A 26,219-nucleotide genomic window follows, 5' to 3' on the forward strand; every position below is an offset into this window, starting at 1 on the left:
GCCTTTGCACAAATGTTTTTATTCATTCATCAATCGAAACAGTTGCAGCTCTCACCTATACACGATTGAAAAAATGTTCCAATAACCATTCAGCATGGAATGGACAACGCTAAAAAACAATTCATATGAAAAGAGGAACTTCTTATGACAAAAACAGCAGAATGGTATCAAGGAAAAGCTGGGCGGGCAGAACATTTGGTCTATTTAAATAAGGAAGCCAAAGAGCTTGAGAAACTGATTCATGGCGACAAAACAATGATCATTCGGGGGGCAGCTGGCAGAAAATCACCCTTAGGAGGAAGAGCCAAAATCAACGATCTTGTTTATTTTGTGGAGACCGGCGGCGATTTGACCATCACTCATCGGGGCATCATTGCCAATGTGACTGAATCTGAAAAGATGACGAAAGAAGAATCCATAGATTTTGTAGAACGCTATGAAAAAGAGTTGAATCTATCGAAAAAGCAAGTCGATCGTTGGGCAGGGAAAAAGTATCTAGCTGTCTATGAAATCGCTGAATTAGAAGAAATAACGCCATTTCAGTACAATCGTGAAAAAAATATGGACGATTGGGTCATCACAGACGATATCAACAAAATTAAATTGTAACGTAGCAAAAACCTAAAAAAAGCGCAAGGAGTTGAGTGGGAGGATGGAAGGCAAAGAGCAATTGTTTCGAGACAAAAACGTGAAACCAACAGAGCAGCTGATTGCTGAATCATTGGGAGAGGAATATGCCATTTATCAACGTTTTGTCGAAACGCTTAAAAACGAGGGAATCTTTCTTATGGATTGGCGCTATTACCAAGATGGGAAAGCGTGGTTATCCAAAGGCGAATACAAATGGACAACGACTCGTGGAACGAATAAAGTGAAACCAATTTTTTGGCTCTCGATGTGGGAGGGCTTCTTCAAAGTCTCCTTTCACTTTAGCGAGAAAGTCCGAACACAGTTATTGTCTCTACCAATCAGTGATGACACAAAAGAAAGGATTCATAAGGCGCCGACCAATGGCACGAAAATGACGTTTTTTTCTGTGATTTTTGATGTAGCGAGTGACGTTCCTTTGAGTGATATTTACCAAATCGCTGAGTTTCGAAAGCATTCTATTTAAGCAATTTTCTTTCGAAAAAATAAAATTCTTATATTTGTCGTTCTTAAAAGCTAAGGAAATTTGTATATTTTTACCCATAGCTATCGGAATGCGCAATGGCTTTTTAGGAAGTCTCGTAATAAAGAGTCGTGATTTAAAGGAGATAGGCTATTTTTTCATCTATTTCAGTGGATGGAAAAAGACGTCCAAGTTAAAGAACGGGAATGCCTTAACTGATTTTAGCCAATAAATCATCTCATTTAATAAAAAAAAAGGAGGTGTTTCATGTGAAAGATGAAACACTTCGTTTTTTGTTTTTCAATACCTATCCTCCGAAAACTGTTCCTTCATCCGCTCCAAGAAAAGTCCAGAAGCTTTTGAAAAAACTTGGGTGTTTTTCCAAATGACGTCAAGGTTTGATTCCAGTGCTGGGCTCAATTTTCTAAAACACAATTGGCTATCTGGGGCGAAGTTGACTAGTTTATCTAGAGTCAATCCGTAACCAACACCTTCTTCTACCAGCTTTGATGCATTGTAAACAAGGTTATATGTGGCGACGACCGTCAATTTTTTCAGGTCTTTTTTCAACCATTTAGAAAGTTCACTGCTGACCAAACTTTGTCGCGAAGTAATCAAGGGAACGTCCCAGAGATCTTTTGGGGTAATGACTTCTTTGACAGCTAGAGGACTGTCTTTTCGCATCAACACGCCCCATGTATCTTTGGCAGGTAAGCGTAAGGAATGGTACTTTTTGACGTCTGCTGGACTGATTACGACACCAAAATCCAACAATCCTTTATCCAATCGTTCTTTGACCTCATCGGCGTTGCCGCTATAAAAGTGAAATTTGATGTTGGGGTATTCAACTTGGATTTCTTTGATAATTGCTCCTAGCAACTGAATCACATAAGTTTCTCCAGCTCCGATCGATACATTGCCGGCGATCGTATCTCGAGGCGACAAAAATTCTGAGCGGGTCTTTTCTAATAATTCTACGATTTCTTCCGCCCGTTTACGAAACAACAGTCCGTCTTCTGTTAGTGTGATTTTGCGATTGCCTCGGGTGAACAACGTCACGCCTAATTCTTTTTCAAGCTCCATCAATTGTCGGGACAAGGAAGGTTGAGAAAGATGCAGATGTTTTGCGGCAGCCGAAATTGTCTCTTTTTCTGCAACTGCTAAAAAGGTGGTCAGATTTTTTAATTCCATTTAAAATGCTCCTCTTGAAATGCTCCTCTTTCTATTCGTTTAATGAATAGTTAGGTATTTGATATTGATATTTTACATGGAAAAGACCGCGAAGTACAATAGATTTAATCCGAGAATCACTCTTTTGATCTATGAGTTACCGGTAATCAACAAAAGATCAAAAGAGAAAAGGAGTTGTATATTTCGCCCTAAGGTACAGGATGATTGACCATGAAAGAAGGCGAATGAAATGAAAAATTGGCAAAAAAAGACACTTGTATCACTATTGATGCTAGCACCACTTATTTTAGGTGCTTGCAGCAGCAATAACGAGGCGGCAAACGAAGCAACACAAGCCAGTTCAGGAGGAGAAACGATGACAGAAAATGTTTCATTTACAGATGAATGGGACAAAGTTTTCCCAGAAAGTGACACGGTGAATCACCGAAAAGTAACTTTTGAAAATCGCTACGGCATCACTTTAGTTGCTGATCTTTATGAACCAATTGATGCGCAAGGACCACTTCCAGCAATCGCGGTTAGCGGACCCTTTGGGGCAGTCAAAGAACAGACATCTGGTCTATATGCCCAAACGATGGCTGAACGAGGTTTTGTTACGATCGCTTTTGATCCTTCATACACAGGCGAAAGCGGTGGGGAACCACGCTATGTGGCATCACCAGATATCAATACAGAAGACTTTCAGGCAGCAGTCGATTTTTTGTCAGTCCAAGAAAATGTAGATGAAGAAAGAATCGGCTTGATCGGAATTTGCGGTTGGGGCGGGATGGCATTGAATGCCGCAGCCATTGATACCCGTGTGAAAGCGACGGTTTCCGCCACGATGTATGACATGTCGAGAGTCAATGCTCAGGGGTATTTTGATGAGATGGGGGCTGAAGGACGTCATGAATTGCGCCAACAGCTGAACGCCCAGCGGACAGTTGATTTTGCTAACGGTAGCTACGAAAGAGCAGGTGGAGTGCCAGATACACTACCGGAGGATGCACCGGTCTTTATGCAAGATTATTTTGATTACTACAAAACGGAACGCGGCTATCATGAACGTTCGTTAAATTCCAATGACGGTTGGAACGTGACATCATCGCTGTCGTTCTTAAATATGCCGCTCTTGTCGTATATCGATGAGATCCAAAGCGCCGTTTTATTACTCCATGGAGAAGAAGCCCACTCTCTTTACTTCAGTCAAGACGCCTTTGAGCAATTACAAGGCGATAACAAAGAGTTGACGGTCATTCCTAATGCTTCGCACGTTGATCTATATGATCAAACAGACGTAATTCCTTTTGATCAAATGACCCAATTCTTCCAAGAACATTTGAACTAAATAGCCACAACGATCTTCACGACTGTTCGGTCACTCTGCCTCTGCTGAGCAGTCGTGTTTTTTTGAAAATACGCATTCATTTGCCCGCTTCTACATAGAATCATCACCAGAAAGGAGCGAAGAGATACTTATAAAATTGATATCCGCTATTTTGCTGTTCTTATTAAGTGCCTGTGGGACAAGCGAAACAGAGAGAACCAATATGCAATCCGCTAACGAAACTTCATCGGAAGCTAGCCAAGAGAATGTCCAGCAGTTTTCAGCAGCAACAGCTGTCGTCATTACGGTTGGTCAACAGAATTTTCTAGCGAAGTTTTATGAAAATGAGGTGTCTGAGCACCTAATGAATCAAATGCCCTTTACGGTGACAATGAGTGATTTGAACAACAATGAGAAATATTATCGTTTTTCTGAGAATTTGCCAGAAATGACTACAGAACGGCCGGAGATCATTCACGAAGGAGAAATCATGAGCTGGAATAGTCATACGTTGGTGCTGTTTTATCAGACCTTTACCAATTCTTATGGTGGCTATAATCGTATCGGTGTCATTGAAGATCCGACGGGGTTAAAAGAAGTACTTGGGGCGGAAGACGTAGAGGTTATTTTTTCGTTAAGAAATCCTCGTGAATAACAAATGAATAGGAGAAAAACACATGACGATCGATCAATTAAACAAACTCATGGCAAGTGGCGAACCCTTACTTGCCGGTTCGCAAGCTTCCAAACAAATGGTAGCTCTGAGTGCTAAGGCGAGAAAAATCACGATGAAAATCAATACAGTCTACCATGAGTCTGATGAGTTACAAGAACTTTTTGCCCAATTAACAGGAAAACCAGTTGAGCCGACTTTTTCGCTGTTTCCACCCTTTTATACAGATTATGGCAAGAATATCAGCATTGGCAAAGATGTCTTTATCAATGCGGGTTGTCATTTTCAAGACCAAGGAGGGATCACGATCGGTGATGATACCCTAATTGGGCATAACGTTGTTCTAGCTACCTTGAATCATGGCCTTCACCCTGAAGATCGTAGCACGCTTTATCCAGCCCCCATTACGATTGGGAAGAATGTCTGGATTGGCTCAAATGCAACGATCGTTGCCGGTGTGACCATCGGTGACCATGCGATCATTGCTGCTGGGGCAGTGGTGACCAAAGATGTCGCTGAACGCACGATCGTGGCTGGTGTACCTGCAAACTATGTCAAAGAGGTCACTGAGTAAGCACAATAGCAATGAGTAAGAAAAAAACTGCTGTTCGCCTTGTCGCTTTTGAAGCGATGAAGACGAACAGCAGTTTTCTTATTCTTGAGGCGGCTCGCTCGTAGTGGAACCGGCGAAGTTTTCGATCAACGATTTCACATCCAGACCGAGGGTTTCTTTCAACGTTTCTTGTGTGGTCGATAAGAGATTGGTGGCGTAATTGGTGACACGATTGGCACCGCCGCCTTCACCTGATCCTGTATCAACGACCGAAATTTTATCGATATTGCCTAATGGGGCGGCAGCCTCTTTGACTAATTGCGGCATGATCTCAACGATCATGCTAAGGATCGCTGCTTCATCATATTTCTTGAAGGCTTCAGCGATTTTTTCCTTCGTTTCAGCTTCCGCCGTTCCTTTCGCCAAGGTCGTCTCGGCTTCTGCCAAACCAATCAGACGAATCTTATCGGCTTCAGCTTTTGCCAACGACTCTGTTCGAAACTGCTCAGCTTCAGTGGTTGCTAACGCAGACGCTTTTTTCGCTAATGCTTCTTGTTCAAGCGCATAACGATCGGCATCGGCTTTTTTCTTGATCTCAGAATCAAATTGGCGTTCACGACGCAAGATTTCTTTTTCTTCCAATTCGATTTGTTTTTGTCGTTCAACGACTTCAACTTCAATCTCTTGTTCTCGAACTTTTTGTTTCATGATGGCACTTTGCAGATGATAGGCTTGATCGGCATCGGCTTTGGCGATGTCTTGTTCTTTCTTGTAAAGTGCCAGCTTCAATTCTTTTTCCTTCAATGCTTCAGCGATCTCGGTCATGCGTTTTGATTCCGCTGTTTGCGATTCTTGTTCCGATTGGGCTTTTTTGATACGGGTTTCTTTCAGCGCTTCGGCTTCTGCAATTTCAGCATCCCGTTTGACTTGGGCGATTCTAGGTTTTCCAAGAGAATCTAAATAGCCATTTTTGTCTCGTACTTCTTTGATCGTAAAGGAGACAATGATCAAGCCCATTTTCGCTAGATCGACAGAGGCCACTTCTTGCACGCTTTGGCTGAATTTGTCGCGATTTTGATAGATTTCTTCGACGGTCATCGAACCAAGTATCGAACGCAGGTGACCTTCCAAGACTTCTCGTGCCTCATTTTCTAATTCTTCACGGGTTTTTCCTAGAAACTGTTCCGCTGCCGTTGCGATTTCTTCCACGGAGGAGCCGATCTTGATAATGGAAGTTCCATCACACATAACGGGAACTCCTTGTTCAGTGTAGACTTCCGGCGTTGAGACATCCAGCTTGCTGGAGAGCAAACTGATTCGATTCGATCGTTGAAACACTGGCAAAACAAAGGCTCCGCCACCACGCACGATTTTGATTTTGTTGTTGCTTTCATCGGCGTGTACATTTTTGCTACCTAGATAGCTTCCGCTGATGATCAATGCTTCATCGGGCTTGGCTGTTTGATATTTCGTGACAAAGACGATCAAAAGCATTAATAAAATGAATGCCACGATGGCGATCGGGAAAACGAATGGTGATAATAGAATATCCATAGATACACCTCTTTAGTGATTTAGTTTAGTTATCCAAAAATTTTTTTGTGTAAGGAACGACGTAGCAAACTCGTTCTTTGACTTCAATAATCAAAACCTTCGATCCAGCTGCTAATGGTTCATCGATTGGTTGGAAAGCCGTAGCTGGTCGATTGCTTGAACCAGTGACACTTGTGAGTTGAATTTCGCCCATTCCTTCACAAGGAATCGGCGTCAGCACCGTTGCGATGCGACCTTCAAAATCTTTCTCAGAACTTGACAGTGTCGCTTCCGCATTTCGCATGGGAATCAGCACGTAAAAATTCAAGAGAAAAACGAGCCCTGTAGCAAGGCAGCCGCTAATGACGAAAAGTAGGAGCGAATAGCCAGACAGAAAAGTTTCTCCTAAGTAACCGAAGAGACTTGTAAAGGCAAACCATGGAATAATTAACATCGGATCGACTGGTCCGTCGAAATCGAAGATATCCCCAAACAGAAGCAGCAAAAAGGCTAAAATAGCACAGCCAATCAAAACATACAAATAAATTTGCTCAGGTGCATAAGTGTGCAGCACATATCCACCTCCTTTCAAATAGCGTGATTTGTGAGAACGACGAAAGTTAGGAGACAATCGGAAGAAGAACGAAGGAAGCAAAAGAAAGGAACAGAGATTCTGTTATAATTATACCAATAAATAATAAAAATATTCGATTTAATAAGATAAAATGATAAAATAATATAATAAATGGTGGTTTGTTATTTGGGAAAAGGCAACAAAAGCACATGATTTTTTCAAGAGCCATTGACAAACAATAAAAATCAAAGTAGATTAAATCAGGGTAGTAAAAATGTCAAAAGGAACTGCTGACTCTAGACACGTCAATAGGCAGCGTTTGTTTTTTAACCCAATCGAAATAAAGTAGTTGTTCGCAAACATAAAAGAAGTCAGGAACACTTCTTTTCAACCGACAGATCGTATTGCTAAGAAATAGAGGTGGAATCGATGGATCAAAAAGAAAAAATGTTAGAACTAATCAAGAAAAAACAAGGCGGCGGCCGTTCAAAAAAGATGGAATCCCCAAAAAATGATCGGAAAAACATGCGTAAAGGCCCGAAAATTTATAATAAGTAAGGCGATGGATTATTAATACGAAATGAGCGATTAAAAAAAGAGAGAAGGACAGGGTTGCTGTCTTTCTCTCTTTTTTTTTATTCCTCAGAATTCACGTACAACTCACTCAAAGCTGGCAGATCATGGACTTGGTATTTTGCTTTAAACGCTGCGATTTCTTCAGCGCTGAAGCGGTTCGGATCAAGTTTCAGTTCTTCGACAGGAAGAGGTCGTTCGTTAGCGATCTTGACATCGATCACCACAGGTCCGTTGATTTCTTTAGCTTGTGTAAAGACGGATGCTAATTCATCTTCCTTCGTTACCGTGAAGCCTTTCGCACCTAATGCTTCCCCAACTTTACCAAAATCAGCACCGGCTAGTTGGACACCGAACTTGGTTTGCTCGGTATCTTCTTGCTCCGCTTCGATGAAGCCGAATGAGTCATTGGAAAAGACCACGTTGATGATTGGTAAATCATATTTCACTTGGGTGATGATGTCTTGCATTTGCATCGCAAAACCGCCATCCCCACTAAAGGTAAATACTTGGCGATTCGGATAGCTCAATTGAGCTGCGATCCCACCAGGTACACCATTACCCATTGTCGCAAACCAGCCAGACGTTATAAAACGCTGTTCATCCGTCATTTCTAAATGACGGATACTGTGGATCGTCACATTACCGACATCCGTGACAAACAGGGCATCAGGAGCTGCAATCCGGTTGATTTCTCGATAGACAGGTTCAGGACGCAAAGGAACTTGCGAATCATGGTAAAAATGATGGCGCCATGCATGCCAATTGCGACAGTTTTCTTGATTGGCTTTTAACCAAGCATCTGCAGGACGAGGGGCTGCCATCTCTGTCCATTTTCTAAGAGCGGTCGCACCATCTCCTAAAACGGAGACATCCGTCTGATGACGACGACCAAATTTCGAGGCGTCGATATCAACTTGGACAAAGTTGGCACCAGGATTGAAAAAGCGGCGGCCAAAAGGGAAGTCACTGCCGACAAAAACGATGAGATCGGCTTCTGCCAAAGCTTCATTGGCAGGTTTTGTCGCAACCCGTCCAGCAAATCCAAGAAAGTTTTCATAAAGATCAGGCACGATGCCTTTGGCTAAGACAGAAGCTGCGATAGGCATCGAGAAATGCTTAGAAAAAGCATCGATGGCATCAAAATGACCAAAGAGACCTTGTCCGATATAAAGGACGGGTTTTTTTGCTTGTTCAAAATAAGGAAGGGCAGCCTGTAAACCCTCTTCATCAGGCTGGAGAACACCTGTCTTATGATTTTTTGCGGTTGCAATCTCCTGTTCGTCGATTTCTGCAAACCCGTAATCGACCGGGATCGTTACCACAGCGACTCCTTTAAATTTGTAGGCTGCTTTAATGGCTTCGTCCACCACGTGGGGCAAACTTTCAGGGGACATGACCGTGCGATTGTAGATACTGACATCAGCGAACATCGGATTTTCATTCATTTCTTGAAAATCATTGTAGTTCATCGAGCTCGAAGCTACTTGTCCTAACAAGGCAACGACGGGCACATTATCCATTTGAGCATCGTATAAGCCATTGATCAAATGGGTGGCACCCGGACCAGCAGAACCAAAAACCGCACCGACTTTTCCCGTTAGCTTGGCATCAGCCGCCGCTGCCAGCGCACCCGCTTCTTCATGACGTACTTGAACATATTTGACCGATTGCCGTTCATGGTACAAAGCATCCATCGTTGAGTTGAAAGATCCACCGGGGATTCCATAGATATGGTCGATGCCCCACGCTTCAAAAATCTTGATCATTGCTGTACCAGCATTGATTTTTGTCATTTTCTTCACTCGCTTTCTCTGTTGTCATTCGTTCTCTTTTAAGTATAAACGTTTCTCAAAAAGACAACAAAGAATGCGCCTTCTGTCACAAGGCGCATAGAAAGACTTATTTTAGGAAATGAACGACTCAGTTGCGAAGCTCTTGCACGAATCGACTGGCGATCTCTTTTGGTCGGGTGATGGCACCACCAACCACGATACCGGTCACACCCATATCCTGAATTTTTTTTGCTTGTTCCGGTGTGTGGATCTTGCCTTCGGCTATTACCGGAACCTTCGCCGCAACCAATTGCTGGATCAACTGATAGTCCGGTTCGTCATTGGTAGGACTGTTCGCCGTGTAGCCTGACAAAGTTGTACCAACAAAATCGACGCCCGCTTCAAAGGCATTGATGCCTTCCTCATAGGTGGCGATATCTGCCATGAGTAGTTGATGGGGATAAAGAGTTTTGATTTGCTTGATAAAGGCATTGACCGTCAAGCCATCATGACGTTTGCGCAAGGTGCAGTCCAAGGCGATCACCGCAATATGTAAAGCTGCTAATTCGTGTACCTCTTTGATGGTTGCTGTGATAAATGGTTCTTCCGGTGGATAGTCTTTTTTGATGATTCCGATGATCGGCAAATCAACAGCGGCTTGGATCTCGCGAATATCGCGAACGGAATTGGCACGGATGCCAACAGCTCCAGCTTCTTGAGCTGCTTTTGCCAATAGGGGCATGACACCGCCTTTTTCGGTATACAAGGGTTCTCCAGGCAATGCTTGACAAGAAACAATCAACCCGCCCTTGATTTGTTGGGTAAAGACTTCTTTTTCCATTTATATGACACTTCCCATTCTGATAAAGGTTCGTTTCTCCCTTCGACTATATCATGAGGTTTTTTGCTTGTAAATGAATCAACACCTCTTTGAATCAAAGGCAAGACATTCAAAAAACGTGCAGCAAGCATCACTGTCATGGATACTTGCTGCACGTAACGAATAGGCTAGGCAGATTTTTTATTCTGCTTGTTTTGACGTGCATTGCTTGAACTTCTCAAAATCGATCGTTTGATTAGCAGACAGCACTTCGTATTGCAATCGTTCTGTTTCTTCATCGTGAATGATATGGAGGATTTTTCCGTCTTCGTCTACTGGTCCCAGACTGATGATCGTAAACCGTTCATTGATGACTTCTAAATTCTGTAAAACCCCAGAAAACACTTTGCGAATATGATGGGCGGTCTTGATTTTTTTGTCTGCTTTTTCAACAGCCTTGGCTAACGTAAAGCCTTCATCTAAAAACGTTTTGATCATTTCCACTTTGACGACCGTGGGCAGTCGGTATTTTCGTGGGGCATTTTCTTCTTGTGGGACCGATTGAATAAATCCTTTTTGTTCCCAATAACGCAATTGGCGAGGGGAGATATCACACATTTGGCTAAGTTCGCTGATGCCGACCAACAAGTTTTCATTATCAACGAGTTTTCGAAAAAGATGAGACATACGGACTCCATTCTTGTAAAGGTATTTGTTAACATTGTAACTTGTTTTACTTTTATGTCAAGTAGGTTGACAAATGTTAGGGAAAGATTTAAAGTAAAGAAGGTTTTATGAAAAATATACTGAAAAGAGTGTGAAATATGTCAACGAGTCGTCCTTTAGATATCTACGGCAAACCTTACAATCGTTCCTTACTGGTTATGGTTTTGCTGATCGGTACGTTTTGTACTGTTTTGAACCAAACATTGTTAACAACGGCTTTTCCAACCTTGATGGATGCCTTTGACATCTCTGCATCTGATGTCCAATGGCTAACCACCGGTTTCTTGCTGGTCAATGGGATCATGATCCCGATCACCGCATGGCTGATCAACAAGTTCAGCTCAAAAAATCTTTACTTAACGGCAATGAGCATCTTCCTGGCTGGAACGATCGCTTGTTTTGCAGCACCGAACTTTTCTACATTATTGATTGGCCGCTTAGTGCAAGCTGCTGGTGTAGGGATCTCCATGCCGCTTTTGCAAAACATCATGTTGTCGATCTTCCCACCAGAAAAACGCGGTTCAGCTATGGGCATGTCTGGAATCGTTATTGGGTTGGCACCAGCCTTAGGCCCAACGTTATCTGGTTGGATCATTGATCATTATGACTGGCGTTATTTGTTCGGAATGGTCATTCCTATCGTCGTTTTAGTCTTAGTCTTAGCGCTCTTTCTAATGAAGAGTGTGATTGAATTGTCGCATCCGAGAATCGATCTTTTCTCAGCGATTTTATCAACGCTTGGTTTTGGTACATTGCTCTATGGCTTTTCAAGTGTCGGTGACAAAGGGTGGGGCAGTATTGAAGTAATCGGTTTTCTAGCAGCCGGTGTCTTTTTCATTGCTTTCTTTGCATGGCGTCAATTGCACATCGAGCATCCTTTCTTAGAGTTGCGCGTGTTCAAATCAACAACCTTTACCTTGGCATCGATCCTTTCCGGGGTCACGAATATGGCGATGATCGGTGCTGAAATGGTTCTCCCATTGTATATCCAAAACATTCGTGGTGAATCAGCATTCCATTCAGGATTGATGTTATTACCAGGTGCGTTGATTATGGGGATCATGATGCCGATCACTGGTGCGATCTTTGATAAGTATGGTGCAAAACGTTTAGCTATCACCGGGATGTTTATCTTGACCGCCGCAACCTTACCATTTGCTTTCTTAACAAAAGATACACCGATTTTGCATATCATCATTCTTTATGGGATTCGGATGTTCGGGATCTCAATGGTGATGATGCCAGTAACGACTTCAGGAATGAATGCATTGCCTGGTAATCTGATCAGTCATGGTACCGCAGTAAACAATACGTTCCGTCAAGTAGCCAGCTCAATTGGTACGGCTATCTTGATCAGTGTCTTGACAAACGTCACCAAAGGCAACTTGCCAAGTGATTCTTTGCTGGATGCAACGCCTTTGGCATACAAAGAACAAGCAATCGAAGCGACTTTATCTGGCTACCATGCCGCTTTTTATGTGGCAGCGGTCTTTAGCTTCTTAGGATTCTTGATCGCCTTCTCCTTAAAGAAAAAAGAACCACGATTGACGGTTCTTGAAGGAGGTGCGGACAAATGATCTTGCTTTTGATCGTTCTTAGCGTGTTAGGGTTTGCGGTACTGAATGTTTTTGCCAAAAACAAGCTGCAAACAGGTTTATCATTGGTCTTAGGTCTAGTCTTCGTAGCAAGTGTCGTCGCATTGATGGCCAATTTGACTTACCATTTTGGAATGGAAAAAGAAACGACTGCTAAAACAACAGCACTGGTTTCTAGTGCCGATAACGAGAATTTTGATTTACTATTGTATCAGCCATTAGGAGATGGTACGGAAAAAATCTACCTGTATAAAACGGATACTGATCAAGAGGAACCAAAACAAACCGGTACTGATAAAGTGACCAATGTCGTGGAAACAGGGGCTGATTCAGCTCAATTAGAAACAAAAACGACGCGCTGGGTTTATAAAAGTGACCTATCACGCTTCTTGTTCGGAATCGCTGATAACGATGGCCAATATGTCAGCCGTACCAATACGTTCTCATTACCAGATTCATGGGAAGTCTTGAGTGTGGATCAAGCAAAAAAACTGGCTTCTTTAGCGAAAGAACAAGCGGACACCATGAAAACACAAGGACAAGCGTATGTCCAAGAAAAAATGCAAGCTGCATTAATGGCTGATCCAACTATGGACGAGGCAGCCCAAAAAGCAAAAATCGCTGAATTGACAGAAGCTTATCAAAAAGAAGCGATGGCAAAACTGCTTGAAGAAGCAAAAAAGTAAAAACGAGTAGATAGTCATGGGATGGAAGAATCAAATCGGATTCTTCTGTCCCTTTTTCTACATGAAACTTGTGATTTAGCGAAACAGCTGCTAAATGTTGGTCGTGTCCATCAACAATAAAAATCCCACACACTAGTAGTGAGTGGGATTTTCTTTATTCAAATGAGCACGCGGCAATCCGGTCGAAAGCTTCTTTTAACAAGTCCAACGATTGGGTGGCAGCTAAGCGAACATAGCCATCGCCGGTCGTTTCTCCAAAGGCTTTCCCAGGGATCATCAGCACACTGGTTTCTTTTAATAATTTCTCGACAAAGCTGACAGAGTCCAACCCTGTTTGTTCAATGTTGATGAAGGCATACATGCTGCCTTTGACAGGGGATAAGGAAAGGAATGGGATCTCAGCAACCCGTTGTTCAATGTAAGTCAGTCGTTCCTTAAAGACAGCAACCACTTGCGGCACGAGGGTATCATAGTGATTCAATGCGTAAATACCTGCCCGTTGTGAAGGGGTTGGTGCCGAATAGGCGATCGCCTCATTGATCAGTTTTGCCGTAAGATTGATCGATTCAGGTGCGATCATGTAGCCGATCCGCCAGCCAGTCATGGCAAAGGCTTTTGAGAAACTGCTGAATGTGATGGTGTTCTCAGGTGCGAAGGCTGCCATCGGTACAAAGGTATCATCAAAGCAAAAGGCTTCATAGACTTCATCCGAGAGGACCAGCAAGTCATGGTCAATGGCAACTGCTGCGATTTTTTCAAAAGTTTCTGGAGAAAAAACAGCACCGGTAGGATTGTTTGGTGAATTGATGATGATCGCCCGAGTTTTCTCAGTGATGGCGGATTTTAAGACCTCGACATCGATTTGAAAGCCATCTTTTTCAAAGGTCGGGATAAAGACCGGCACACCACCGACTAGTTCGACTTGTTGTTTATAAGGTGAAAAGTATGGTTCATGAATAATCACTTCATCACCAGGATCAATGATGGCAGCCAAAGCTAAGTACATGCCATGCAATGCACCGACAGTTCCTCGTACTTGGCTAGGAGAAAAAGTAAGCTGGTATTGCTTTTGATAAAAATCAACGACAGTTTGGATAAAATCAGCACTACCGTCTGAAGCGGTGTATTTTGTATGACCCGCTTTGACGTCAGCAAAAGCTGCTTCAATGATCGTCGCATCTGTAATCAAATCAGGATCACCAATCGACAAATCAATCAAATTTGGGGTTTTCTTCGCAAGAGTGGCGATCTCCATTAAAAGATTTTCTTCTGGTTGTAAAAAACGTTCTGCAATCAACGGACGGTTCATTTTGTCATCTCCAATTTCTATAAAACTTTGCTTAAAAAATCCTGTGTCCGCGCATTTTGCGGATGCTCAAAGATTTGTTCGGGTGTTCCTTGTTCTTGAATGATACCGTCAGCCATAAAGATGACACGATCGGCAACTTCTTTAGCGAAGCCCATTTCGTGGGTAACGACCACCATCGTCATGCCTTTTTCTGCTAAAGCTTGCATGACCGTCAACACTTCTCCGACCATTTCTGGGTCCAAAGCCGATGTTGGTTCGTCAAAGAGCATTACATCAGGATCCATTGCCAACGCTCTAGCAATAGCGACCCGTTGCTGCTGCCCGCCAGAAAGGCTAGAGGGGTAACTATCCGCTTTTTCAGCTAAGCCAACTTGCTCCAGCAATCCTTTCGCTGTCTCTTCGGCAGCGGCTTGCTCTTGCTGTTTGACTTTGATCGGGCTGATAGTCAGATTTTCTAACACCGTTTTATGAGGGAATAGATTGAAGCTTTGAAAAACCATTCCCATTTTTTGACGAATCTGATCGATTTTCACACCTTTTGCCAATAAATCATTGCCTTCGAAGGTGATTTTCCCGCCGGTCGGCTGTTCAAGAAGGTTCAAGCAGCGTAAGAAAGTACTTTTTCCACTTCCTGATGGTCCGATGATCACAACGACTTCACCAGGTGTCACTTCAAGATCGATTTCTTTTAAGACGGTATTCTCGCCAAATGTTTTCACTAATTTTTCAACTTTAATCACTAGTTTTCATTCTCCTTTCAGCAACACCCAAGAGACGTGAGAGGGCGAAGGTCAATACAAAGTAGATCAATGATACGATAACGTATGGTAAAAACGGTTTGAAGCTGGCCCCTTGAACGACGCCTGTTTGGAAAATCAGTTCAGACACACCGATCACCGATACGACCGAAGACTCTTTAATGACCGTGACAAATTCATTTCCTAGAGCAGGCAAGATGTTTTTGATGGCTTGCGGGAAAATGATGAAGCGCATCGCTTGGATCTGATTCATTCCTAATGAACGAGCGGCTTCCAGCTGTCCTTTGTTGACGGCATTGATCCCGGCACGAATGATTTCTGCCACATAGGCGGCACTGTTTAGTGCTAAGGCAATACAGCCGGCAGCTAATTTCGAAAGCTCTAAGCCTAACACGCCTGTTCCAAAGTATACAATAAATATTTGTACTAACAAAGGTGTTCCTCGAACATATTCAATATAGACAGCGGCAATGACTTTCAGTGCTTTTGATTTAGAAAGCTTCATAAAGGCTAACAAACTGCCACCGATAGAGCCGAATAATACCCCAACCAAGGCTAGGAAGATGGTATAGCCAGTTCCGGTGATATAAAAAGGCAGATATTTTTCCCAAAAGCTTTGCTCTTCATCGATCGTGCCATCTTCGGTAAACATCAATCGATAGGCATCTTCTTTGTATTGGCTTAAAAGATCATTACTAATGATGGTTTCAATGGAGGAATTGAGTTTTTCCAGTAAAACTGGCGCTTCTTTCGAGATGGCGATGGCGGTCTCCTTCACACCGTTTTCAAACGTGACATTTTCGGCTAATGCCAATGTATCATTCGCCGTCACATATGCTTCGGCAACGGGACCTTCCATCACGATCGCATCGATCTTGCGTGATTTTAGATTGGTGATCAAATCAGGCACCCTTTGCAAAGAGGTGACAGTCGCGCCAGTCAATTCTGTATTTGCCAGCTCTTCTTGGGTGGTTTGTCGTTGTGCACCGACAGCTACACCATCAAAATCAGCCGTCGATTGGAAACGATCCGCGTCTTCCGCTCGAACCAGAACAGTTTGTTGGACTTCCATATAGGTGTCAGTGAAATTGACTTCTTTGCGGCGCTCATCCGTAGCAGCCATCCCAGAGATGACGACATCAATTTTGCCTGTTTTTAACGCCCCTAACAACGCATCAAATCCAAGTTCCTCGATTTTCAGATCGACCCCTAAGTCATCTGCAATCTTTTGGGCAATGGAAATATCGATTCCCACGATTTCATTTTTTCCGTCAACATTGGCACGGAATTCATAAGGTGCATAATCGGCAGATAAACCCACGACTAATACACCATTTTCTTTGACTTTTTCATAGATTGGATCAGTTTCTTCTGCATGTGCTTGTCCGACAAAGAAAAACGGCAGCAATGCTGTGATGATCCCTAATAAAACAGTACCCTTACTAAACCTTTTCATGTAAACGCCCCTTTAACTTTTTCTGCGCATCTATTAAAAATGCAAATAATAACTAATAAATGTATAAAAATACATATAAGTGATAGAAACTATCATAGCATAACATCAGTTGAAGTCAATAAGTCAGAGAAAAAAAGTCAAAAAATGTTGTAGAGCGTAAAACCATTTATTCAATTTTTTTGCAATCCAACCAAGAGCAATGTGACCACACTGAATGAACAAATGGAAAATGGTCTCAGAAGAAGCCAAAAAAAACGAAACATAAGACATTTTTTTGATTTCTTGCGATAATAAAAGTGAAGAGGAGGCGGTAGGATGAAGGTCGTATTGATTCGACACGGAGAAAGTGAAGCAAATTTCGAAAATTATTGGACAGGATGGCTGGATGTTTCGCTGACCGAGAAAGGCCGGCAACAAGCATGGGTAGCAGGGGAACAGATCAAAGCAATGGGGATTACTTTTGATTTTGCCTTTGCATCTGTGCTTCAACGAACGATCATCACGTGTGATGCCGTTTTGGAAGCTAGCAATCAGCTTTGGGTCCCTGTACACAAAACATGGCGCTTAAACGAGCGTCATTATGGGCAACTGGTTGGGGTCAATAAAGATGTGATGGTGGCACAATATGGAAAAGAACAGGTGCAAAAATGGCGTCGAGGATATGATGAACCGCCTTTATATGTGGAGGAAAATGATTTCGATCGACGCTACGATTCTTTGGATCCTCGCTTGATTCCTAAGGGAGAAAATCTGGGAATGGTCGTGGCCCGAGTGGTTCCATTTTGGCAAGATCAGGTGGTTCCGTTACTTAAAGATCATAAGAATATTCTCATTACTGGTCATGGGAACAGTTTGCGGGCGTTAGTCAAATACTTGGAGGACGTGCCCAAAGATGACATGGATACGATCGATATTCCTAACGCACAGCCGATCATTTATGAGTTTGATAGCCAAGCAAACTTGATTGAACGGGCGTAATAACGAACATTTGAAGAATAAACCACATTTTCGTTTGATGTTACATCGAAAATGTGGTTTTGTTGTGCTATAATAAGAAAAATTTAATGAAAGGCGGGAGAATATGAAAGCCGTATTAACCGTTATTGGAAAAGACAAGGTTGGGATCATCGCCGGTGTCAGCCAGAAATTAGCAGAATTAGAAATCAATATTTTAGATGTGTCCCAAACGATCATGGAAGATTACTTCACGATGATGATGCTTTTAAACATGGATGCCAATCAGGATTTTGACGGTGTTCGTGAGGAGCTTCACCAAATAGGTCAGGCATTAGGTGTGAAAATCAGCATTCAAAATCAAGAGATTTTTGATACCATGCATAAATTATAGGAGGCACTATGGAGACAAATCAAATACTTGAAACCATTCGCATGGTGGAAGAAGAAAACTTAGATATTCGTACGATCACGATGGGGATTTCATTATTGGATTGTATCGACGCCGATATTGATCGTACCTGTGAGAAAATTTTTCAAAAAATTACAACAAAAGCGAAAGATCTTGTCAAAGTCGGCGAAGAGATCGAAAGTGAATATGGCATTCCGATTATTAACAAGCGGATTTCGGTTACCCCTGTAGCGATCGTAGTGGCAGCTTGCCAGCCGACACCCGCAGACTGTATCAAAGTTGCGAAGACCTTGGATCGAGCGGCGCAAGAAGTCGGAGTAAATTTCATCGGCGGCTATAGCGCACTAGTAGAAAAAGGCTATCAAGGCGGCGACCTTGCATTGATCGAATCGATTCCAGAAGCCTTGGCTCAAACCAATTTTGTCTGTTCGTCGGTCAATATTGGATCAACGAAAGCTGGGATCAACATGGATGCAGTACGTCTGATGGGAGAAACAGTCAAGAAGACGGCTGAGGCATCAGATATGGGCTGTGCGAAGCTCGTCGTCTTTGCGAATGCAGTGGAAGACAATCCCTTTATGGCGGGGGCTTTTCATGGGGTCGGTGAAGCTGATGTGGAAATCAACGTCGGTGTCAGCGGACCTGGTGTCGTCAAACGTGCCTTGGAAAAAGTCAAAGGCGAGTCCTTTGATGTCGTGGCGGAAACAGTCAAAAAAACAGCTTTCAAGATCACGCGGATGGGGCAATTGGTCGGGCGCGTGGCTTCAGAGCGCTTGGGCGTTCCATTCGGGATCGTCGATCTTTCGCTGGCGCCAACTCCTGCAGTCGGCGATAGTGTGGCATTGATTTTAGAAGAAATGGGCTTAGAATCTGTCGGTACCCACGGAACGACAGCTGCTTTGGCATTGTTAAATGATGCAGTCAAAAAAGGCGGCGTAATGGCCTGCAACCATGTTGGTGGTCTGTCGGGTGCTTTTATCCCCGTTTCTGAAGATGCAGGAATGATCAAAGCAGTAGAAGCTGGTTTATTGAATTTAGAAAAACTTGAAGCCATGACGGCGATCTGCTCTGTCGGCTTAGATATGATTGCGATTCCGGGAGATACTTCGGCTGAGACGATCGCCGCAATGATCGCGGATGAAGCAGCGATCGGTGTCATCAACCACAAGACGACAGCTGTCCGAATCATTCCAGCGAAAGGCAAAGAAATCGGCGATCGCATCGAGTTTGGTGGTTTATTAGGGACAGCGCCAGTGATGAAAACCAATCCTGCGAAGTCTACTGATTTCATTTTGCGTGGCGGCCGTATTCCCGCACCGATCCATTCATTTAAAAACTAGCTCGTGTTCATTTTGTAAGAAAATATGATAAAGTGACCTTTAAAAGACTAATCAGAATGCTGTCTTTTAAAGGTTTTTTGGTCCTGTTACTATTTTTTTCATTCCTAAGGCGGATGTTTTTTTGTTTGGAATCGAATACAATGAAAGATAACACGATAAAAAGGGGTGGTAAAATGAAGAAAATCTTCCAACTTGGGATGTTGGTTTTTGTTGGTTTGATGGGATTTTTTGTCCTTCAACCATCAATTGCCTTTGGACAGACATTTGTTCGCGATGATGCCGGGGTCCTTTCACAAGAGACGATCGAACAGATCGATGCCTTGAATAAAGAGGGGTTCCAATCATTGACTGGCGCGCCAGAATATGCTGTGATCACGATCCCTTCCTTAGATGGGCAATCGATTGAAGAGCGTAATTTGGAACTGTTCAATGAATATGGTTTAGGGAATCCAGAGGACAATAATGGACTATTGTTTCTCTTTGCCATTGATGATCGTGAGTTTCGTCTGGGTTATGGCGATGGACTATCCTATGTCTTCAGTGAGCTATCGGAAGATGATTTAGTGGATGAAGATGCCAAAGACGCATTACGAGATGAAGATTATGATACAGCGATATTGGCAGCTTCTAATGAAGTCTATCAGCGAATGAAAGAAGCGGATGAAACGATTGGATTAGGGACGATTTATCAAGATGGCAATCAAATGTTAGCAGAAAAACAGGCACAAGAAGCAGAAGCCACTAAGCAAATGTGGTTCACTATTGGAAAAATCGTCAGTGGTGTCGTAGCGGCAGCAGCTGCAGGCCTTGTCGGGTACATCAGTTTTCGCCATCTTAAAACCAAACGGCGATTTGAAGAGCACCTGCCGTTGCCGAAACATCTGTTAGAAGATAGTTACTTCCAACAGAAAGATTTCTTGAAATGGGCTAGCAATAGAAAGAACTATCAGCGTTACCATCAGTATCAGACAGCAAAAGATTGTCAACAAGCATTTACGCAGTATGTGACGAGTACTTACGTGCCAGCGAAATTGAGTTCGATCACCGGATTGTCGACTGCGGATAAACGAGTTATCCAACATGCCTTGACGAATCCAGCAATTGGCTCTTATTTTTCAAACTTGCTGATGAAGAAAAAAACCACGGTCAAACATTTCGGTCAGGTGATCCTTACACAACATGACACCTTAAAAACCTATGAAGCCCAATTAGGCAGGGAAGTGTCTGAACGGATGGCAGACTATGATTTATCTGATGCGGTGTTACCTGAGAATTTGCCTTTAGCAGATGCGTATCGAGCAGAAATAGCTAAGCAAGCCAAAGAAGAGATCAGAAGACGCAATGAGCAGGGGCGTTATTTAGCGCAACTTGTGACGGAAAAAGCGACCTATGCTGAGATGGTACAAGCCATTCCGAAAGAAGTTTCTAATGTTCTAGCGGAAGTGAAAACAGATGCCTTGTTCCAAGTTGACTTGAAACAGGTTTATCAAAATCACCCAGATTTAGCAAACAAATTATCCTCATTTGATGCTTCTGATCGAGCAGCAGTTTTAAATAATGCTCGCCAAGAGTATGACCCGCATGGGATGAATATGGCGTTGTTCTTTGTGATGATGAATAATCACGTGTCCCATCAAGAACAAGTCATTGCCGATACACAAAGTTCTTCGAATGATTTTGGCGGTTTTAGCGGAGGAAGTAGCAGCGGTGGCGGTGTTTCTGGTAGCTGGTAATTATTTCAAATGCTTTTTTAGTAAAGATGAACGTTCATTAACCTGTAACATATTCCTTTGTATTTTGGTTTGTGCAAATGGAATTGTTACAAGGTTAATGGCTTTTTTCTTGTGGAGGAAATCCCTTGATAAATAAGACAAACCAAACAAAGTGTGGTAAACTTTTTAGAGTTACAGAAAATGAATGGAACTTTCATTCATTTGAAAAAGGGAGAAAACGAGGGATATCATGTACCAATCTTACATATGGGATTTTGACGGAACACTTTACGACAGCTACCCAATCATGTTAAAAGCTTTTATTAAGACATTGAAGGAGTATGGCTTCGATCCAGATCCAGCGGAGATTTATTATATATTGAAAGATTCATCTTCCAAAAAAGTTGCTGAAAAATACAACTTAGATTTTCAAGAGTTCACTAAAGCATTCAAAGCAAATGAAGCGCTGGATGATCGTTTGCCGCTTTCCTTTGTAGGAACCAAAGAAACATTAGAAGCCGTGGTTGCTGCTGGTGGCAAGAACTACATTTTGACCCACCGCGATGTCGTTTCAACAAAAGAGCTGTTAGAAAAAGAACAGATGGCAGACCTGATCGTTGAGATCGTAGGACCGGAAAACAACTTTCCCCGTAAACCTGATCCAACTTCATTGATTTATCTTGTCGAAAAATATCATTTAGACAAAGATCAGACCGTCATGATCGGCGATCGTACGATGGATGTTTTTGCAGGACAAGGAGCAGGTGTCAAGACGATATTTTATGATATAGAAGGTATCTTAAAAGATGTATCCGCCGACCATACCGTCCAATCCATGGCTGAAATACAAGAAATCATTAAGTCTTGAGAAATCAAGGCTTTTTTTGTGCAAAGAAAGTAAGACATTCATTACTTATGATGAACGGTATAAACGTGGTTCTCATTGGTCTTCTAGTCTCGGCACAACAAACCAAAAAGAAGTCACGCCATTTTTCGACTCAGCGCCATAATCGAAGGCGTGAGAAGTCAAAATGGTTTTCACGATCGCTAAGCCGATGCCGGTTCCTTCTTTATGTCCTGCTTGATGTTGGACGCGTTGGTATCTTTCCCAAATGAGTTCGAGTTGTTCTGGAGGGATATCTTTTCCGGGATTGATGACAGCAACTTTTGTTCTTGTAGATGTATTCGTTAATTTGATCAAAAGACGCTCGTTTTTAGGTGTATGGTTGATGCCATTGTTTATTAAATTACGCAAAACCTGTTCCATTTTGATGCGATCAAAAAGAGCAATTCCATTCTTACTATCTGCTTCAAAATCGACAGTGATGTCATATTGATTGGCGATCCCTCTTGCGTAGGCAACGACGGAGGAAACCACCTCGTATGTATTCCAGATTTCATTTTTAAGCTGTGTATAGCCTGCTTGCATGATAGAGAAATCCATGATGTCATCAACCATGGCACTCATACGGTGGGCTTCGCTGATAATTAGTTCCATATGTTCTTTTCGAAGGCGTTCGTCGCTTCCAGATACATCACGTACCATCTCCCCATAGCCCGTGATCAACGCGAGGGGGGAGCGTAGTTCATGAGAAACATTGGCAATCACTTCTTTTCGCAAGACGTCTACTCGCTGAAGTTCTGTGCTTAAGTCCGCAACCGATTCAGAAAGTGTACCTAATTCATCACTACGCTTAAGTTTGGGTACGGAATAAAGCTCGCCGTTGGTTAAGCGGATGATGGCTTCTTTGATGGTTTTGATCGGGCGAATAAAATGCTGTGCTAAAAAAAAGGAAATCGTTGACGCAAAAATAGTTAATATGATGGTGAATAGAAAGAGTTGCTGTCGATTCAAGCTTTGAAGCGCTTCGATTTGAGTGATCGTATTGGAGAGCAAAAGGGCAGCTGGGCGTTGGAAAAGAGTGGTAGGAACGCCAATAAGAATGGCAGAAGACTTTTCAAAGTCTTCTACAGCACTCAGGCTCTCACCATCAAGGACAGTTGGTGCGTGAGATAACAACCAGTTGTATTCGTTGCTCAACCCATCTATGTTTAATTGTTGTCCATTGTTAAATGCCGCCAGAATTTCGCCATCCTCGTCGACTAAGAAAAGAGTCCCAACGATCGTTTTACTGAGGAAAAGTAATGGCTCTTCTGGTAAATCATCTGGATCTACTGCCATTTCTTCAATAGCGGCAGCTGTTTCCTGAACTGTTTCTAAAAGTGATTCTTTCGTTACATTGATATAATTTGGTTCAAAGAGCAAAATTTGAACAGTCCACAAAAAAGCGATGCCAATGATGACCAGCAGCATATTGGCGGACCAAAGCCGCACGAGTAATTTACTTTTGATGTAAGTAAAACCTAACCGACTAGTCTTCATAATCAAATTTATACCCAACTCCCCAAACCGTTTGGATCAACTCTCGGTAATCCCCTAGACGCTCTCGCAAGGACTTGATGTGTGTATCCACTGTTCTGGTATCTCCGAAATAATCAAAGCCCCAGACACCTTCTAAAATTGATTCTCGGCTCAAAGCGATATGATTATTTTTCGTCAAATAGACCAGCAGATCGAATTCTTTTGGCGTAAGCGGCAGAGGATTCCCATTGATCATTACAGTATGAGAAAAAACATTGACTTCGAGATCACCAAAAACGATCTTTTCGAACTGAAACTGACTGCTTCGTTTCAACACAGCTTTGATGCGAGCCATCAGCTCTTTAGGGCTAAATGGCTTGGCAATATAATCATCGGCACCAAGATTGAAGCCAAAGAGTTTGTCATACTCTTCCTTTCGAGCGGTAATCATAATGACTGGCGTGTTACAGCTGCCTCTGATTTCCGAAAGCGTCTGAAAGCCATCTTTTCCCGGCATCATGACATCTAGGAGGATCAAATCGAATGAATGATTGGTTAATTTTTCCAAAGTTTCTTTTCCATCCGCTGCCTCAAAACATAGATAGCCTTCGATCTCCGCATAAGTTTTCACTAAGGCACGCATATGAGTATCATCATCAACGATCAATATTTTTTGCAAATTTATTCACATCCTTAAAAATAATTTATATTTTTTAAAGTATATCACAGCATAATCGCTGATTTAATAGGAAAATGACTCTTTGAAAAATAATTGTTCTTTCCCTCACAAGATCATCACAAATACCCAATACTATAGAGGTATATTCAATCGAAAGGAGCGCTTTGGCGATGTATGACTATCATATGGTCAGAAAGAAAAAAGCAAAGAAAAATCGTAAGCTAGTCGGTCATTGGTTATACATAATCAGTCTTGCGCTTTTTATGGGGTTTTCTGCACGTTTGATTTACATTGTTCAAGTCGGCGTGATCGCAGGCGTCTCTTTGTCTGAAAGAATAGAAAATTTGTATTATAGTTCAAGATCGATCGAAACAAGTCGAGGGGCGATTTTTGATCGGCAGGGGACAGTGATCGCACAAGATATTCTTTCCTATACTGTTCGAGCGGTTCTTTCTGAAGATTACATTGACAATGGACGACCCATGTATCTAGACAGAGCGCGCTTTGAGGAGACCGCAACGATTCTTTCGGAGTATTTACCTATTTCTAACGAGCAAGTTTTGTCAATCTTGTCAGATGGTGCGAATCAAACAGATCCGCCTGTCTTTCAAGTGGAATTTGGCAATGTTGGCAGTGGTCTAAGTGTGACTACTCGAAATCAAATCGAAACGGCGTTTGATGCAGCTGGAATCAACGGTATCTATTTCGATGCTCGTTCAAGTCGCAGTTATCCGAATGGTATCTTTTCTTCACATTTGATAGGGACAACGTCAGATGATGAAGAGATTCGAGTCGGAGTTTCTGGATTAGAATATGTACTAAACGACTTTTTGAAGAATCAAAATGGGCGAGAGTCCTTTCAAGTCAATGCTTCAGGGAATCCTGTTCCCGCAACCAATCAAACCGTAGAAGAAGGAGTAGATGGGAATGATGTTTGGACGACATTAGATGCTCATCTGCAGTTATTCACTGAATCAGTGATGGATGAAGTTATGGAACAAACACGACCAGAAAATCTAACGGCTTTATTGATGGATGCGAAAACTGGGGAGATTTTAACGATGGCTCAAAGACCTAGTTTTCATCCAGAGACCCAAGAAGGAATTGCGGATGAACACTTTATTTGGCGTAATCTTTTTACGGAAGAGATGTATGAACCTGGTTCGACCTTGAAGCTGGCAACCGTTTCGGCCGCTATTGATGAAGGTGTTTTTGATCCGACGGAACGCTACAATCCTGTGAGTATGCAGATTGAAGATCGAGTCATCAATGACCACGACTCAGGAGCAAATGGTGAGTTGACGATGCGGCAAGCGTTAGCTTGGTCAAGCAACACTGGGATGGTTCGACTTCAGCAACGGATCGGTTTTGATAATTGGGCACAGTATTTAACTGATTTTGGACTAGGGAAAGTTACCGGAAGTGAGCTTCCTGGGGAAGTGCCTGGGATCTTACCTTCAAGAAATCGGGTGGATTATGCCATGAGTTCTTATGGCCATGCGATTGGGGTCAATCAGATGCAGATGATGCAGTTATTTAGCGCATTTGCCAATGGTGGCGAGATGATTCGTCCGCAATTGATTCGGCAAGTGGGAGAAGAGACCCAAGTTTTTCCAGAAGTCGTTTCTCAGCCTATTTCACAAACAGCGGCTGATGCTGTATTGGAATACATGACCGATGTTGTGACGGATGAACGCTATGGCACCGCTTATGATGTATACCAACTGACGAACCATGAGATTTCTGTCAAAACTGGGACTGCTCAGATCGCCAATGAGAATGGTCAAGGTTACATGACAGGAGAGTTTGATTATATTTATTCGGCGGTCTCGATCTATCCAACGGATGATCCACAGTTTATTCTTTACCTCACTATCAAGCGACCAGAAGAATACGATCGTCATACCTTAGCTAAAATTGCCAATCCTTTGATGGAGCGTTCGATGGCGCTGCAAAGTTTTCGTGAGTAAAAAAGTTTCTTAACAGGAGCTTAAAAAGACATAGACCATCTAAGAAGTTTCATGCTGCAGCTGGTCAATTTTCCACAGGAATGATAGTCTTTAGAAAAGGCAGGACGGGTTATCAGCGATCCAATCTAGGGATGAATGAGTGGATAAACGA

Annotated in this window: 25 protein-coding genes; 14 read left to right on the forward strand and 11 right to left on the reverse strand. The window is 42.6% G+C overall.

What is annotated here, in order from left to right; translation table 11 throughout:
• Nucleotides 1-144: 144 nt before the first annotated feature.
• Nucleotides 145-609 (forward strand): hypothetical protein, encoded by a 465-nt coding sequence (locus IGJ42_RS07110; RefSeq protein ID WP_008381399.1) that lies wholly within the window; start codon nucleotides 145-147, stop codon nucleotides 607-609.
• A 43-nt stretch (nucleotides 610-652) separates the two neighbouring features.
• The gene (locus IGJ42_RS07115; RefSeq protein WP_086332327.1) at nucleotides 653-1,114 is read left to right on the forward strand and encodes a DUF3788 family protein; all 462 of its coding nucleotides are present in this window, start codon (nucleotides 653-655) and stop codon (nucleotides 1,112-1,114) included.
• Between the two features lie 297 nt (nucleotides 1,115-1,411).
• Here IGJ42_RS07115 and IGJ42_RS07120 read toward each other — a convergent pair whose 3' ends face one another.
• The gene (locus tag IGJ42_RS07120) at nucleotides 1,412-2,302 is read right to left on the reverse strand and encodes a LysR family transcriptional regulator (protein WP_086332328.1); all 891 of its coding nucleotides are present in this window, start codon (nucleotides 2,300-2,302) and stop codon (nucleotides 1,412-1,414) included.
• A gap of 229 nt (nucleotides 2,303-2,531) precedes the next feature.
• Between IGJ42_RS07120 and IGJ42_RS07125 the strand changes: the two genes are divergently transcribed.
• The 3 genes from IGJ42_RS07125 to IGJ42_RS07135 all read left to right on the forward strand — a co-directional run bounded on the left by IGJ42_RS07125 (nucleotide 2,532) and on the right by IGJ42_RS07135 (nucleotide 4,855).
• Complete coding sequence (locus IGJ42_RS07125) at nucleotides 2,532-3,629, forward strand: alpha/beta hydrolase (RefSeq protein ID WP_404832147.1); 1,098 nt, start codon at nucleotides 2,532-2,534, stop codon at nucleotides 3,627-3,629.
• 124 nt (nucleotides 3,630-3,753) lie between these two features.
• Nucleotides 3,754-4,263, forward strand: a complete 510-nt coding sequence (locus IGJ42_RS07130; protein WP_016613361.1) for a cyclophilin-like fold protein — start codon at nucleotides 3,754-3,756, stop codon at nucleotides 4,261-4,263.
• A 22-nt stretch (nucleotides 4,264-4,285) separates the two neighbouring features.
• On the forward strand, nucleotides 4,286-4,855 hold the full coding sequence (locus IGJ42_RS07135; protein ID WP_086332330.1) for a sugar O-acetyltransferase: 570 nt from the start codon (nucleotides 4,286-4,288) through the stop codon (nucleotides 4,853-4,855).
• Nucleotides 4,856-4,933: 78 nt separating this feature from the next.
• On the opposite strand, the gene IGJ42_RS07140 is transcribed toward IGJ42_RS07135, so the two are convergent.
• Both IGJ42_RS07140 and IGJ42_RS07145 read right to left on the reverse strand, forming a co-directional pair.
• A complete protein-coding gene (locus tag IGJ42_RS07140; RefSeq protein WP_086332331.1) occupies nucleotides 4,934-6,388 on the reverse strand; it encodes a flotillin family protein in 1,455 nt (484 codons plus the stop codon).
• Nucleotides 6,389-6,413: 25 nt separating this feature from the next.
• A complete protein-coding gene (locus IGJ42_RS07145; protein WP_016613363.1) occupies nucleotides 6,414-6,959 on the reverse strand; it encodes an NfeD family protein in 546 nt (181 codons plus the stop codon).
• A gap of 411 nt (nucleotides 6,960-7,370) precedes the next feature.
• Between IGJ42_RS07145 and IGJ42_RS07150 the strand changes: the two genes are divergently transcribed.
• On the forward strand, nucleotides 7,371-7,499 hold the full coding sequence (locus IGJ42_RS07150; protein ID WP_005236316.1) for a hypothetical protein: 129 nt from the start codon (nucleotides 7,371-7,373) through the stop codon (nucleotides 7,497-7,499).
• A 77-nt stretch (nucleotides 7,500-7,576) separates the two neighbouring features.
• On the opposite strand, the gene spxB is transcribed toward IGJ42_RS07150, so the two are convergent.
• The 3 genes from spxB to IGJ42_RS07165 all read right to left on the reverse strand — a co-directional run bounded on the left by spxB (nucleotide 7,577) and on the right by IGJ42_RS07165 (nucleotide 10,796).
• Nucleotides 7,577-9,310 carry a pyruvate oxidase gene (gene spxB / locus IGJ42_RS07155; protein WP_086332332.1) on the reverse strand — a complete coding sequence of 578 codons (1,734 nt, stop codon included), beginning with the start codon at nucleotides 9,308-9,310 and terminating at the stop codon, nucleotides 7,577-7,579.
• A 127-nt stretch (nucleotides 9,311-9,437) separates the two neighbouring features.
• On the reverse strand, nucleotides 9,438-10,130 hold the full coding sequence (locus IGJ42_RS07160) for an N-acetylmannosamine-6-phosphate 2-epimerase (RefSeq protein ID WP_005236313.1): 693 nt from the start codon (nucleotides 10,128-10,130) through the stop codon (nucleotides 9,438-9,440).
• Nucleotides 10,131-10,310: 180 nt separating this feature from the next.
• Nucleotides 10,311-10,796, reverse strand: coding sequence for a MerR family transcriptional regulator (locus IGJ42_RS07165; protein WP_005236312.1), 486 nt, complete (start codon nucleotides 10,794-10,796; stop codon nucleotides 10,311-10,313).
• Nucleotides 10,797-10,933: 137 nt separating this feature from the next.
• Here IGJ42_RS07165 and IGJ42_RS07170 point away from each other — a divergent pair, with 137 nt between their 5' ends.
• Entirely contained in the window at nucleotides 10,934-12,412 is a 1,479-nt protein-coding gene (locus IGJ42_RS07170; protein WP_430616050.1) for an MDR family MFS transporter, read from the forward strand.
• Nucleotides 12,409-13,116 carry a DUF4811 domain-containing protein gene (locus tag IGJ42_RS07175; protein ID WP_016620846.1) on the forward strand — a complete coding sequence of 236 codons (708 nt, stop codon included), beginning with the start codon at nucleotides 12,409-12,411 and terminating at the stop codon, nucleotides 13,114-13,116. The genes IGJ42_RS07170 and IGJ42_RS07175 overlap by 4 nt, the downstream gene beginning before the upstream one ends.
• Before the next feature lie 154 nt (nucleotides 13,117-13,270).
• Here IGJ42_RS07175 and IGJ42_RS07180 read toward each other — a convergent pair whose 3' ends face one another.
• The 3 genes from IGJ42_RS07180 to IGJ42_RS07190 are packed head-to-tail and all read right to left on the reverse strand — an operon-like array spanning nucleotide 13,271 to nucleotide 16,639.
• On the reverse strand, nucleotides 13,271-14,425 hold the full coding sequence (locus IGJ42_RS07180) for a pyridoxal phosphate-dependent aminotransferase (RefSeq protein WP_008381374.1): 1,155 nt from the start codon (nucleotides 14,423-14,425) through the stop codon (nucleotides 13,271-13,273).
• Between the two features lie 17 nt (nucleotides 14,426-14,442).
• Nucleotides 14,443-15,165, reverse strand: coding sequence for an amino acid ABC transporter ATP-binding protein (locus tag IGJ42_RS07185; RefSeq protein WP_005230134.1), 723 nt, complete (start codon nucleotides 15,163-15,165; stop codon nucleotides 14,443-14,445).
• Nucleotides 15,158-16,639 (reverse strand): ABC transporter permease subunit, encoded by a 1,482-nt coding sequence (locus IGJ42_RS07190; RefSeq protein ID WP_005236308.1) that lies wholly within the window; start codon nucleotides 16,637-16,639, stop codon nucleotides 15,158-15,160. Before IGJ42_RS07190 ends, IGJ42_RS07185 begins: the two co-directional genes overlap by 8 nt.
• 315 nt (nucleotides 16,640-16,954) lie before the next feature.
• On the opposite strand from IGJ42_RS07190, the gene IGJ42_RS07195 reads away from it, so the two are divergent.
• From IGJ42_RS07195 to IGJ42_RS07215, 5 genes are all read left to right on the forward strand, one after another.
• Nucleotides 16,955-17,617 carry a 2,3-bisphosphoglycerate-dependent phosphoglycerate mutase gene (locus IGJ42_RS07195; RefSeq protein WP_008381373.1) on the forward strand — a complete coding sequence of 221 codons (663 nt, stop codon included), beginning with the start codon at nucleotides 16,955-16,957 and terminating at the stop codon, nucleotides 17,615-17,617.
• A 103-nt stretch (nucleotides 17,618-17,720) separates the two neighbouring features.
• Nucleotides 17,721-17,987: an ACT domain-containing protein gene (locus tag IGJ42_RS07200; RefSeq protein ID WP_005236306.1), complete on the forward strand. Its 267-nt coding sequence runs from the start codon at nucleotides 17,721-17,723 to the stop codon at nucleotides 17,985-17,987.
• Between the two features lie 8 nt (nucleotides 17,988-17,995).
• Nucleotides 17,996-19,345, forward strand: a complete 1,350-nt coding sequence (locus tag IGJ42_RS07205) for a PFL family protein (protein ID WP_008381372.1) — start codon at nucleotides 17,996-17,998, stop codon at nucleotides 19,343-19,345.
• A gap of 140 nt (nucleotides 19,346-19,485) precedes the next feature.
• On the forward strand, nucleotides 19,486-21,078 hold the full coding sequence (locus IGJ42_RS07210; protein WP_086332335.1) for a TPM domain-containing protein: 1,593 nt from the start codon (nucleotides 19,486-19,488) through the stop codon (nucleotides 21,076-21,078).
• A 229-nt stretch (nucleotides 21,079-21,307) separates the two neighbouring features.
• Nucleotides 21,308-21,925 (forward strand): HAD-IA family hydrolase, encoded by a 618-nt coding sequence (locus IGJ42_RS07215; protein ID WP_005236303.1) that lies wholly within the window; start codon nucleotides 21,308-21,310, stop codon nucleotides 21,923-21,925.
• A 72-nt stretch (nucleotides 21,926-21,997) separates the two neighbouring features.
• On the opposite strand, the gene IGJ42_RS07220 is transcribed toward IGJ42_RS07215, so the two are convergent.
• Nucleotides 21,998-23,440, reverse strand: a complete 1,443-nt coding sequence (locus IGJ42_RS07220) for a sensor histidine kinase (RefSeq protein WP_086332336.1) — start codon at nucleotides 23,438-23,440, stop codon at nucleotides 21,998-22,000.
• Complete coding sequence (locus tag IGJ42_RS07225) at nucleotides 23,430-24,098, reverse strand: response regulator transcription factor (RefSeq protein ID WP_086332337.1); 669 nt, start codon at nucleotides 24,096-24,098, stop codon at nucleotides 23,430-23,432. Before IGJ42_RS07225 ends, IGJ42_RS07220 begins: the two co-directional genes overlap by 11 nt.
• A gap of 170 nt (nucleotides 24,099-24,268) precedes the next feature.
• Between IGJ42_RS07225 and IGJ42_RS07230 the strand changes: the two genes are divergently transcribed.
• Nucleotides 24,269-26,068, forward strand: coding sequence for a penicillin-binding transpeptidase domain-containing protein (locus IGJ42_RS07230; protein ID WP_086332338.1), 1,800 nt, complete (start codon nucleotides 24,269-24,271; stop codon nucleotides 26,066-26,068).
• The last annotated feature ends 151 nt before the right edge of the window (nucleotides 26,069-26,219 follow it).

It is taken from the genome of Enterococcus sp. DIV1067f (assembly GCF_050543505.1).
Taxonomy (GTDB): domain Bacteria; phylum Bacillota; class Bacilli; order Lactobacillales; family Enterococcaceae; genus Enterococcus_D; species Enterococcus_D entomosocium.

Coding starts and splice junctions, on each gene's coding strand:
- IGJ42_RS07170 (WP_430616050.1), top strand. CDS start 10,934: ATGTCAACGAGTCGTCCTTTAGATATCTACGGCAAACCTTACAATCGT.
- IGJ42_RS07190 (WP_005236308.1), bottom strand. CDS start 16,639: ATGAAAAGGTTTAGTAAGGGTACTGTTTTATTAGGGATCATCACAGCA.
- IGJ42_RS07115 (WP_086332327.1), top strand. CDS start 653: ATGGAAGGCAAAGAGCAATTGTTTCGAGACAAAAACGTGAAACCAACA.
- IGJ42_RS07140 (WP_086332331.1), bottom strand. CDS start 6,388: ATGGATATTCTATTATCACCATTCGTTTTCCCGATCGCCATCGTGGCA.
- IGJ42_RS07180 (WP_008381374.1), bottom strand. CDS start 14,425: ATGAACCGTCCGTTGATTGCAGAACGTTTTTTACAACCAGAAGAAAAT.
- IGJ42_RS07120 (WP_086332328.1), bottom strand. CDS start 2,302: ATGGAATTAAAAAATCTGACCACCTTTTTAGCAGTTGCAGAAAAAGAG.
- IGJ42_RS07195 (WP_008381373.1), top strand. CDS start 16,955: ATGAAGGTCGTATTGATTCGACACGGAGAAAGTGAAGCAAATTTCGAA.
- IGJ42_RS07150 (WP_005236316.1), top strand. CDS start 7,371: ATGGATCAAAAAGAAAAAATGTTAGAACTAATCAAGAAAAAACAAGGC.
- IGJ42_RS07110 (WP_008381399.1), top strand. CDS start 145: ATGACAAAAACAGCAGAATGGTATCAAGGAAAAGCTGGGCGGGCAGAA.
- IGJ42_RS07230 (WP_086332338.1), top strand. CDS start 24,269: ATGTATGACTATCATATGGTCAGAAAGAAAAAAGCAAAGAAAAATCGT.
- IGJ42_RS07215 (WP_005236303.1), top strand. CDS start 21,308: ATGTACCAATCTTACATATGGGATTTTGACGGAACACTTTACGACAGC.
- IGJ42_RS07210 (WP_086332335.1), top strand. CDS start 19,486: ATGAAAGATAACACGATAAAAAGGGGTGGTAAAATGAAGAAAATCTTC.
- spxB (WP_086332332.1), bottom strand. CDS start 9,310: ATGACAAAAATCAATGCTGGTACAGCAATGATCAAGATTTTTGAAGCG.
- IGJ42_RS07125 (WP_404832147.1), top strand. CDS start 2,532: ATGAAAAATTGGCAAAAAAAGACACTTGTATCACTATTGATGCTAGCA.
- IGJ42_RS07135 (WP_086332330.1), top strand. CDS start 4,286: ATGACGATCGATCAATTAAACAAACTCATGGCAAGTGGCGAACCCTTA.
- IGJ42_RS07205 (WP_008381372.1), top strand. CDS start 17,996: ATGGAGACAAATCAAATACTTGAAACCATTCGCATGGTGGAAGAAGAA.
- IGJ42_RS07220 (WP_086332336.1), bottom strand. CDS start 23,440: ATGAAGACTAGTCGGTTAGGTTTTACTTACATCAAAAGTAAATTACTC.
- IGJ42_RS07165 (WP_005236312.1), bottom strand. CDS start 10,796: ATGTCTCATCTTTTTCGAAAACTCGTTGATAATGAAAACTTGTTGGTC.
- IGJ42_RS07175 (WP_016620846.1), top strand. CDS start 12,409: ATGATCTTGCTTTTGATCGTTCTTAGCGTGTTAGGGTTTGCGGTACTG.
- IGJ42_RS07160 (WP_005236313.1), bottom strand. CDS start 10,130: ATGGAAAAAGAAGTCTTTACCCAACAAATCAAGGGCGGGTTGATTGTT.
- IGJ42_RS07200 (WP_005236306.1), top strand. CDS start 17,721: ATGAAAGCCGTATTAACCGTTATTGGAAAAGACAAGGTTGGGATCATC.